General features: G+C 71.1%; 8 protein-coding genes. 4 read left to right on the top strand and 4 right to left on the bottom strand.

Annotated elements, in window-relative coordinates; all coding sequences use genetic code 11:
- Positions 1 to 8 precede the first annotated feature (8 nt).
- The 4 genes from AC6LJ5_RS28985 to AC6LJ5_RS28970 are packed head-to-tail and all read left to right on the top strand — an operon-like array spanning position 9 to position 4,111.
- Positions 9 to 422, top strand: coding sequence for a BlaI/MecI/CopY family transcriptional regulator (locus AC6LJ5_RS28985; RefSeq protein ID WP_498142313.1), 414 nt, complete (start codon positions 9 to 11; stop codon positions 420 to 422).
- Complete coding sequence (locus tag AC6LJ5_RS28980; RefSeq protein WP_498142312.1) at positions 419 to 2,116, top strand: M56 family metallopeptidase; 1,698 nt, start codon at positions 419 to 421, stop codon at positions 2,114 to 2,116. The genes AC6LJ5_RS28985 and AC6LJ5_RS28980 overlap by 4 nt, the downstream gene beginning before the upstream one ends.
- Positions 2,117 to 2,175: 59 nt before the next feature.
- Positions 2,176 to 3,006 carry an OXA-1238 family class D beta-lactamase gene (gene blaOXA, locus AC6LJ5_RS28975; protein WP_498142311.1) on the top strand — a complete coding sequence of 277 codons (831 nt, stop codon included), beginning with the start codon at positions 2,176 to 2,178 and terminating at the stop codon, positions 3,004 to 3,006.
- A gap of 7 nt (positions 3,007 to 3,013) precedes the next feature.
- Positions 3,014 to 4,111, top strand: coding sequence for an acyltransferase family protein (locus AC6LJ5_RS28970; RefSeq protein ID WP_498142310.1), 1,098 nt, complete (start codon positions 3,014 to 3,016; stop codon positions 4,109 to 4,111).
- On the opposite strand, the gene AC6LJ5_RS28965 is transcribed toward AC6LJ5_RS28970, so the two are convergent.
- The 4 genes from AC6LJ5_RS28965 to AC6LJ5_RS28950 all read right to left on the bottom strand — a co-directional run bounded on the left by AC6LJ5_RS28965 (position 4,101) and on the right by AC6LJ5_RS28950 (position 9,298).
- Positions 4,101 to 5,009, bottom strand: a complete 909-nt coding sequence (locus AC6LJ5_RS28965; RefSeq protein WP_498142309.1) for a BMP family ABC transporter substrate-binding protein — start codon at positions 5,007 to 5,009, stop codon at positions 4,101 to 4,103. The genes AC6LJ5_RS28970 and AC6LJ5_RS28965 overlap by 11 nt on opposite strands.
- Entirely contained in the window at positions 5,006 to 5,989 is a 984-nt protein-coding gene (locus tag AC6LJ5_RS28960) for a Bug family tripartite tricarboxylate transporter substrate binding protein (RefSeq protein WP_103273776.1), read from the bottom strand. Before AC6LJ5_RS28960 ends, AC6LJ5_RS28965 begins: the two co-directional genes overlap by 4 nt.
- A gap of 197 nt (positions 5,990 to 6,186) precedes the next feature.
- Complete coding sequence (locus AC6LJ5_RS28955) at positions 6,187 to 7,575, bottom strand: amidohydrolase (protein WP_498142308.1); 1,389 nt, start codon at positions 7,573 to 7,575, stop codon at positions 6,187 to 6,189.
- A gap of 229 nt (positions 7,576 to 7,804) precedes the next feature.
- Positions 7,805 to 9,298: an MFS transporter gene (locus AC6LJ5_RS28950; protein WP_498142307.1), complete on the bottom strand. Its 1,494-nt coding sequence runs from the start codon at positions 9,296 to 9,298 to the stop codon at positions 7,805 to 7,807.
- Positions 9,299 to 9,491: the final 193 nt, after the last annotated feature.

Here is a 9,491-nt window from a genome sequence, read left to right as displayed (position 1 = left end):
CCCTCGCCATGCCCGCCAAGTCGCCTCCCCCCGCCAAACCCACCAGCGCCGAACTCGATATATTGCAGGCTATCTGGGATACCGGGCCCGCCACGGTCAAGCAGGTCCACGCCCACATGGCGGCGGAACGCGAGGACCTGAGCCATGCCAACGTGCTCAGGCAGATGCAGATCATGCATACCAAGGGCCTGCTGACGCGCGACGAGAGCGAGCGTTCGCATGTCTATGCTGCCGCGCAGAGCCAGAAGGCCACGCAGGGCGGCTTGCTGAAGGATCTGATCCGCAAGGCCTTCGCCGGATCCGGCAAGGCGCTGGTGCTGGCCGCCCTGCGTGAAGGGCATGTGAGCAAGCGCGACCGGGCCGAGATCGAGGCGCTGCTGCGCGAGGAAAGCAAGGACGAGCCGCGCGGGGACAAGCGGTGAGCGGGCTGGTGCTGGGCGGCGCCTGGGCGCTGGGCACGGCCTTGCCGGCGTTTCTCTGGCAAGCCTTGGGCATCCATTGCGCCATGGCCGCGCTGCTGTCGCTGACCCGGCCGCGGGATGCGCGGCTGCGCTACGCGCTGTGCTGCGCCGGGCTGCTGCTGTGCGTGGCGATGTTCGCCGCCGATGTGGCGCATGCCTATCGCGCGTTGCCGGCGGCGGGGCCGGCGGACGCCGCGTCGCCGCTCTGGTCGGGAACGTGGCCGCTGTGGTGCGCCATGGCCTGGCTGGGCGGCGCGGCGCTGGCCGCCTTGCGCGTCTGGGCCGGCATGGCGTGGCTGCGGCGCCTGCTGCGCGCCAGCCAGCCCTGGACGGACGCGGCCTGGCAAGCCCGCGTCGCCGGCCTGGCGCGCCGCATGCGCCTGCGGCGAGAGGTGGGCCTGCGTCTCGTGCGGGGGCTTTGCACGCCGATGACGGCCGGCTGGTTCAAGCCGGTGCTGCTGGTGCCGGCGAACCTGGTCACCGGCATGCCGCCGGACCTGCTGGAGGCCTTGCTGGCCCATGAGCTGGCCCATGTGCGCCGGCACGATTATCTGGTGAACCTGCTGCAGTTCGCGGCCGAGATCCTGTTGTTCTTTCATCCCACGGTCTGGTGGCTGTCGCGGCGCATCCGCATCGAGCGCGAACGCATCGCGGACGACATGGCCGCCGCGCTTATCGGTCAACCGCGCCGGTTGGCGCTTGCCTTGAACGCCTTGAGCCAGGATGCCGACGCCGCGCCCGCGCCGGTGGCGCCGGCCGCGCGCGACGGCGATCTGCTGGACCGCATACGCCGCCTGACCCGGCCCGACAGCCTGCCGGCGCGCCGCGCCGTGGCCATGCCGGCGCTGGCCGCCATGCTGGCCGTGGCGATCGCCGGCGCCGGGGTCCAGGCCGGTCCGGCGGACGACGGCCGCGCCGACGCGGCCCGCCGGGCGCTGGCGCAATTGCCGGGCATCGACGCCCTGATCCAGTCCAGCGGCGCGTCGCATGTGCTGGTGCTGGACGCGCGTTCGGGCGACACGCTGGTCGGGGTGGCCGAGAACGAGGCTGTGCCCATCGCCTCGCTGACCAAGCTGATGACGGCGATGGTGCTGCTGGACGCGGCGCCCGACCTGTCTCAGCCGGTCCGCATCGACGAGCGCGACGCCGAGGCGGCGCGGGGCGGGGCGTGGCAGTTGCCGGTGGGGGCGGTCGCCCCGTTGGACACCATGCTGAAGCTGGCCTTGATGTCGTCGGACAATCGCGCCGCGCACGCGCTGGCGCGCAGCTATCCGGGCGGCGAGGCGGCCTTCGCGCGGGCCCTGCGGCGCAAGGTCGCCGCGTTGGGGCTGGAACACGCCCGCTTCGAGGACGCCATGGGGGTCTCGCCGTCCAATCGCGCCAGCGCTGCCGATATCGGCAGGATCGTGAGCGCCGCCACGGCCTATCCGCAGATCGCGCTGGACACCACGTCGCTGGACGAGTCCGTGGGCATGGATGCCGGCGCGATTCAGTACCGCAACACCAATCCGCTGGTCGGACGGCAGGGCTGGGACATCCGCCTGTCCAAGACCGCGACGTCGGCCGAGGCCGGACGTTGCCTGGCCATGCGGGTGCAGGCCGGGGGCCGCGAACTCACGCTGGTGCTGCTGAACGGGCGGGCATTGCCCGCCTGAAGCGCCGGCCGCGCCCCGCAGGGCTGCCCTGAAGAATTTCCAACCACGCTTCATTCACCATGCCTACACGCAGCCCCTTGCGCACGCTCGCCGCCGCGCTGTCTCTTTCCGCCCTTTGCCTGCCCGCGCAGGCCCGCATGCTCTGCACCGTCGTGGCCGACGTCGCGGACGGACGCATCGTGTTCCAGGACGGCACGCAGGACGCCTGCGCGGCCCGCTATACGCCGGCGTCGACCTTCAAGCTCGCCATCGCCCTGATGGGCTACGACGCCGGCATTCTGCAGGACGCGCATGCGCCGGTCTGGGATTACCAGCCGAGCTACCCGGACTGGGGCGGCGACGACTGGCGCAAGCCTGTCGATCCGACGCACTGGATCAAGTACTCCGTTTTCTGGTATTCGCAGCAGATAGGCGAGAAGCTGGGCCTGGCGCGCCTGCAGCAATACACGACCGCGTTTGGCTACGGCAACCAGGATGTGTCGGGCCACCCGGGAAAGAACAATGGCACGCGGGGCGCCTGGCACGTATCGTCGCTGCGGATCTCGCCGCTGGAACAGCTCGATTTCCTGCGCAGGCTGGCAAGGCGGCAACTGCCGGTCAAGCCGCAGGCCTATGACATGGCGGAGATCCTGTTCGACGCAGGGGTCGATGCGGATGGCTGGAAGATCCATGGCAAGACGGGCACGGGATCGCCGGGCAGCTTCGGCGATTACGACCGCGAACACGCCTATGGTTGGTATGTGGGCTGGGCCCGCAAGAACGGTCGCGAGCTGGTCTTCGCCCGGTTGATCCAGGACGAGAAGGCGGCGAGGCCGAACGCCGGCATGCGCGCGCGCGAGCAACTGCTGGCCGGGTTGCCGGGCTGGCTGGGCGCGGCCGGACAGCGCTGAGGCCGCGATGATCGCTCACGCGCGCGATGCGCGGATCGACATGCTGCGCGGCGTGTCCATCCTGCTGGTGCTGCTGCATCACTTCAACATTCCCTATTCGTTGAAGGACACGGGGTTGGCCGCGTTGCTGGGCTGGCCGTTCCTGCACGCGCTCGCGCGCAACGGCAACTATGGCGTGACGATGTTCTTTGTGGTGTCGGGTTTCCTGATCACGCGCAACGCGTTGGACAGATGGGGCGGGCTGGACCGCATCCGGCCTGGGGCGTTCTACGCACTGCGGGCGGCGCGCATCCTGCCCTGCCTGCTGCTGGCCTTGCTGACGGTCGATGCGCTGGCCCTGGCCGGCGTGCCGATCTTCGGCAACCGGGCGGACGCGGCCGTGTCGCTGTGGACGGTCAATGCCGCCGCGCTGACGGCCTGGGTGAACGTGCTGATCGTTCAGCATGGCTGGATCAACTATCCGCTGGGCGTGCTGTGGTCGCTGTCTGTCGAGATGGCGTTCTACCTGTTGTTCCCGCTGGCCTGCCTGGCGCTGCGCAGGGGCTGGGCGCTGGCCGCGCTGGCGGCTGGGCTCATCGTCGCGGGGCCGCTGTACCGCCTGGCCAGCCAGGGCGAGGCCGGGGCGTATCTGTATGGCTATGCGGCCTGCTTCGACGCCATTGCCATGGGCTGCTGCGCTGCCGTGCTGGCGCGGCGCGGCCGGTTCGCCGTCCTTGGACGTCCGGCCGTGCGCGCGATCATCGGCGCGGCCATGGCGGGGCTGTACCTGGCCTGGTCCATCGGCCAGAGCAATGTGCTGGGCACGACCGCGATGGCGTTCGGCACGGCCTTGCTGCTGCTGGGCGGGGCCACGGCGTCAAGGGCGCATGCCCGGCCCTTGCGCGCGCTGGCCGCCTGTGGTCGGCTCAGCTACGAGATCTACCTGTTCCATCTGGTGGTTCTGGGCCTGATCCGGGGTTGGGCGCCGCCGGCGCTGGCGTCGGGCGACGCGCGGGTCGCGTTGCTGGCGGTCTATCTGGCGGCGTCCTGCGCGGCCGGCTGGCTGGTGGCGCGGTGGTGGTCGGAGCCGGCCAACGCCGCGCTGCGTCTGCACACTAGGGCGTGAACTCGGCGCCGGTGTAGCCGCCGTCGATCTCCAGGCCGCCGGCCAGCCTGCCCGACCAGTCGTCCAGGGCGCGGCGTTCTTCCGCCGTGACGCCGGCGCCCAGCGCCAGGCGCAGCGAGGCCGCTTGCTCCAGGCCGTAGCGGGTGACGGCGCCGACCGCCAGCCGGCCGGCGGCATGGTCGGCCGCCGCCCGCTCCACGCACAGGCCGGAGTCGGCCAGTGCCGAGGCCAGATAGACCCGGGGATCGCGCGCCACCCAGTCGATCACGTTGCCGATCTGCCAGATGCCGGTTTCTCGGCAGGCGCGCGACACGCCATCGCGGCCGCCGTCCATCATGGCGAAGACCACACGCGCGTCGCGCGCGGCAAGCGCCCGGGCCCATTCGTGCGCCCGCTCGGGATCATGCTGGTTGCCGCAGAAACCGGTGAGCGGATCGCGGCCGCTGGCGCGGCGCACGCCGTCGGCATACGCGGCGCGCCCCTTCAGGCCGGGGCGCACGCGTTCGCCGGACAGGTGAGCCGCGCGACCGTCCGCCGCGCGCAGGCCGGCCAGCACGCCGGCCAGGAAGGCGCTGTGTTCCTGCAGGATTTCGTAGGACGCGACGTTGGGCGCGGTCAGGCTGCCCTGGGTGACGGCGAACTGCGTGCGCGGAAAGCGCGGCGCCACCTCGGCCACGGGCGCATCGCCCTGGCCGCCATGTGCGATCAGCAGGTCCAGCCCCGGTTCGCACAGCGCGGCGATGCGCGCGGCGCGAGCTTGCGGATCGGTATCTGCGATCCATTCGATCCGCAGCGGCTGGCCGGCGCGCTCGGCGCGGCGCGCGCCCTCGACCGCGGCTTCGTTGAAGCCGCCTCGGCCCGGATGGCCAAACAGCGCCAGCACGCGGCGGGCGCTCACAGGCTGGCTCCGGTGGCGCGCACCACGGGTTCCCAGGCCTGGGCCTGGCGACGCACGAAGTCGGTGAATTCGGCGGGGGACTTGTCGGCCAGCACGAAGCCCTGGCCCTCCAGTTTCTCGCGCAAGGCCGGCTCGCGCAGCACGGCCGTCAACTCGGCGTGCAGCCGCTGGCGCACCGCGTCGGGCAGGCCCGCCGGGCCGGACAGGCCGATGAAATTCTCGGCCACCAGCCCCGGCAGGCCCAGTTCGCCCACGGCGGGAATGTCCGGCGCCTGCGGCACGCGCCGCTCGGTGGTGACGGCCAGCAGCCGCAGCTGGCCGGAGCGCAGATAGGGCAGGTTCTGCGGCAGCGCGTCCACGGCGAAACGGATCTGTCCGCCCAGCAGGTCGTTGCGCATCGCGCCCGAGCCCTTGTACGGAATGTGCTGCAGCGGCGCGCCGGTGGCGCGCGCATAGAGTTCGCCGACGATCTGGCCTACCGAGGCCAGGCCGCCGCTGCCGAACTGCACCGGCTGGTCCTGGGCCTTGATCCAGGCGGTCAGCTCGGCCAACGTGGCGACGGGCACGGACGGATGGATGACGAAGGCGGTGGGCACCGCGCCGATATAGGCCAGGTGATCGAAGCTGGCCAGCGCGTCGTAGCCGTGGCCGGGCATCAGCGCGGGCGAGATCGACAGCGGCGCCGAGTTCGACATGAGCAGCGTGTAGCCGTCGGCGGGCGCCTGTGCCACCAGCGCGGCGCCGATGGTCGAGCCGGCGCCGGGCTTGTTCTCGATGACCACGGGCTGGCCCAGCCGCTCGGCCAGCGCGGGCGCGATCAACCGCGCGGCGATGTCGCTGGCGCCGCCGGGCGGGAAGGTGACGACCAGTCGCAGCGGGCGCGCGGGCCAGGCGGCCGTGGCGGCGCGTCCGATGCGCGGACGCGCCAGGGGCAGCGCGAGCGCGCTGGCGATCATGAAGCGGCGTCGGGAGATGGGCATGCGGATTTCCTGCGTGGCGGCCCTTGGGGGGCAAAGGGCCGTACTGTAGGAAAGCGCCGCCGGGCAGACAAAGAATTTGTCGCCGTATGCTTATGTCGCGGGCATGAGCGTATGCGCGCGCGGGCATAAGGCGCGCGTCCTTGCGCATGCCCGCAAGGACGCGGGGCCGCCGGGCGGACCGGCGGCCGGGCGCGGCGTCAACTGCCCTGGCGCGCCTGCAGCATGTAGTCGACGGTCAGGTTCGACAGCGCGCGCACGCCGTTGATCAGGCCGGACTCATCCACGTAGAAGCGCGGCGAGTGGTTGGGCGCGGCCTTGTCCACGTCGGTGCCCTTGGGCGTGACGCCCAGGTAGAAGAACAGGCCCGGCACCTTCTGCTGGTAGAACGAGAAGTCCTCCGACGCGGTGGATTTGGGCTGCAGGCCGTAGTTGCCTTCGCCGGCCACGCGGCGCAGCGTGGGGCCCATCTTCTCGGTCAGGGCCGGCGGGTTGACGGTGGCGTTGTACAGCTCCACCACGCGCACGTCGGCCTTGGCGCCGGCGCTTTGCGCGATCATGTCGGCGGTGCGCGCGATGCGCTGGTGGATGTCCTTCTTCATGCCTTCGTCGTAGGTGCGGATGGTGCCGGTCATGGCGACGTTGTCGGGCACGATGTTCATGCGATTGCCGCCGTGGATCGCGCCCACGGTGATGACGGCCGGCTCCAGCATGCTGTTGATCTGGCGGCTGGGAATGGTCTGCAGGCCCAGGATGATCTGCGAGCTGACCACGATGGGATCGATGCCGGACCAGGGGCGCGCGCCGTGCGTCTGCTTGCCGGTGACGTCGATCCAGAACTGGTCGGCGGCGGACATCGCCGGGCCGCTGCGCCAGGCCAGCCAGCCGGCCGGATAGGCGCTGGAGGCGTGCAGGCCGAAGATGGCGTCGACCTTGGGATTTTCCATCACGCCTTCCTGCACCATCATCTTGGCGCCCCAGATCTTCTTGCCGTCGGGCTCGAAGTCGGCGGGGCTTTCCTCGGCGGGCTGGAAGATGAACTTCACGCTGCCGGGCAGCTCGTCCTTCATGCCGGCCAGCACCTCGGCCGTGGCCATCAGGATGGCGGTGTGCGTGTCGTGGCCGCAGGCGTGCATCACGTCCACTTCCTTGCCCAGGTAGGTGCCCTTGGCCTGGGACGCGAAGGGCAGGTCCACCTGTTCCTTCACCGGCAGCGCGTCCATGTCGGCGCGCAGCGCCACCACCGGACCGGGCTTGCCGCCCTTGAGCACGGCGACCACGCCGGTCACGGCCACGCCGGTCTTCACCTCCATGCCCAGCGCGCGCAGATGGTCGGCCACCAGCTTGGCGGTGCGCGTTTCCTGGTTGCCCAGTTCAGGATGCTGGTGGATGTCGCGGCGCCAGGCGATGAGCTTGTCCTCGATGGCCTTGGCGCGCTGGTCGATCTGCGCGGCCAGCGCCGCATCGGGCGCGGGCGTCAGCGGCCCCTGGGTGCCGGGCGCGCCTTGCGCGGCGGCCGGGTCGGACCAGGCCAGGTGCGCGGCCAGGGCCAGCGGGGCAAGGCGGAACAGGATGTTGCGGTGGCGCATGAAGGTCTCCTCTTTGTCGGTCTGCGGGTTGCGCTTGTTGTCGTCAACGTGTGCCCGTTAACGTGTTATTGGCCGCCGAGCTTACCGGAGCGGCGACGCGTCGTAGCGCGTTGTTACCGATGCTTAAGAAGAGGGGGTCTTAAATTCCGGGCCTTGAAATCTCTGTGCGCGATCAGGCGCCGGCCGTGCCGGCAAGCCGGGTTTTTCGCCGAGGCGCGGCGGCGCGGTTTCAGGCCGCGCGCAGCGCCGGCTTCTCGCCGCGAGCCGCCAGCGCGAGCATGGCGGCGGCCGCCAGCGAGGCCGCGCCCGCCACCGCCATCGCGAGGCTGAAGCCGCCGGCGAGCGCGTCGGCCAGCAGGGCGCGCGCGTCGCCCGCCGCCAAGGGCAGTTCGTGGCGCAGCACGGCGGCGCGCGCCAGCGCCAGCGCATCGGGCAGTCCCTGGCGCGCGAGCGCGCCGTTGAGCGCATCCACCGCGCGGGCGCTCATCAGCGCGCCGAGCAGCGCGATGCCGATGGTCATGCCGCTCTGGCGCAGCGCGTTCATGGTGGCCGAGGCCATGCCGGAACGTTCGCGCGGCACGGTGGCCATCACGGCCATGCTGGTGGCGGGCAGCGCCAGCCCGGAGCCCACGCCCAGCAGCACCATCAGCGCGCAGGTGAGCGCGTAGGGCGTATGCGCGTCCAGGCCGGTCATGCCCAGCATGGCCGCGCCGATCAGCGCGTAGCCGGCGATCATCAGCCGGGGCAGGCCGAAGCGCGGATTGAGTTTGCCGAACACGGTGGACGCGATGCCGGAGGCGATGAATTGCGGCGCCAGCTGCGAACCGGCGGCCAGCGGCGACAGGCCCTGCACCTGTTGCAGGTAGAGCGAGAAGAAGAACAGGCTGCTGTAGCCGGAGAAGCCCAGCACGAAGGATGCGAAGTTGGTCACTGCGTAGCCGCGGTCGCGGAACAGGCCCAGCGGCAGCACCGGCCGCCGCGCGCGCAGTTCCACGGTCACGAAGGCCGCCAGGCCGGCCGCCGCCAGCGCCAGCGCGAGGCTGGCCGGACGCGAGTCCCAGCCATGCTCGCCCGCGGCGATCAGGCCGTAGGCCAGCGCACCCAGCCAGACCACGCTCAGGGCCTGGCCCAGCGGATCGAACGCGGCGTGTTCGGGATGGGCGCTTTCGCGGATGCTCCACATGCCCAGCGCCACCGCCAGCGCGCCCAGCGGCAGGTTGATGAGGAATATGCTCTGCCAGCTGAAGTGCGCCACCAGCACGCCGCCCAGCACCGGGCCGGCGATCAGCGCGGTGGCGTTGCTGGATGCCCAGATGCCGATGGCCTGGGCCCGCTCGCGCGGATCCGGGAAGGCCTGCGTCAGCAGCGACAGCGCGCCCGGTATCAACAGCGCGCCGGCCACGCCCTGCACGGCGCGCCCCGCCAGCAGCATGGGCAGGCCGCCGGCCAGCCCGCACATGGCCGAGCCGGCGACGAACAGCAGCACGCCGGCCAGCCAGGAACGCTTGCGCCCATAGCGGTCCCCCAGCGGCCCCGCCGACAGGATGAAGGCCGACAGGCACAGCGCGTAGGCGTCCACCACCCATTGCAGCCCGGCCATGTCGGTGCGCAACGCCGCCTGCATCGCGGGCAAGGCGACGTTGACGATGCTGATGTCCAGGGTGGCGACGAAGCTGCCGAGATTGACGGCGACGAGCAGGGCGTGGCGGCGGGAAGCGTGCATGGCGGAAAGCGTGCTGCGGGTTGCGGAAGCCCCATTCTATTTTCCGACTGACCGGCGGTCAATGAATTTGATAATAATTCTCATCAACCTGAACAGAAGCTTGCACCCCCGCGAATCCACACCTATTCACTTTACAAAAGTCGCCCCTAGCGGCACATCACCGCGAGCGGGGCCGCGCGGAGCCGGCTTTGCC

It is taken from the genome of Achromobacter sp. 1011791174 (assembly GCF_059760925.1).
The sequence above is the reverse complement of the archived record's forward strand: the minus strand, read 5'-3'. Positions and strand labels throughout refer to the sequence as shown.

Bases quoted from the DNA above. Each gene is read 5' to 3' on its own strand.
- AC6LJ5_RS28985 (WP_498142313.1), top strand. From the start codon at position 9: ATGCCCGCCAAGTCGCCTCCCCCCGCCAAACCCACCAGCGCCGAACTC.
- AC6LJ5_RS28950 (WP_498142307.1), bottom strand. From the start codon at position 9,298: ATGCACGCTTCCCGCCGCCACGCCCTGCTCGTCGCCGTCAATCTCGGC.
- AC6LJ5_RS28960 (WP_103273776.1), bottom strand. From the start codon at position 5,989: ATGCCCATCTCCCGACGCCGCTTCATGATCGCCAGCGCGCTCGCGCTG.
- AC6LJ5_RS28955 (WP_498142308.1), bottom strand. From the start codon at position 7,575: ATGCGCCACCGCAACATCCTGTTCCGCCTTGCCCCGCTGGCCCTGGCC.
- AC6LJ5_RS28970 (WP_498142310.1), top strand. From the start codon at position 3,014: ATGATCGCTCACGCGCGCGATGCGCGGATCGACATGCTGCGCGGCGTG.
- blaOXA (WP_498142311.1), top strand. From the start codon at position 2,176: ATGCCTACACGCAGCCCCTTGCGCACGCTCGCCGCCGCGCTGTCTCTT.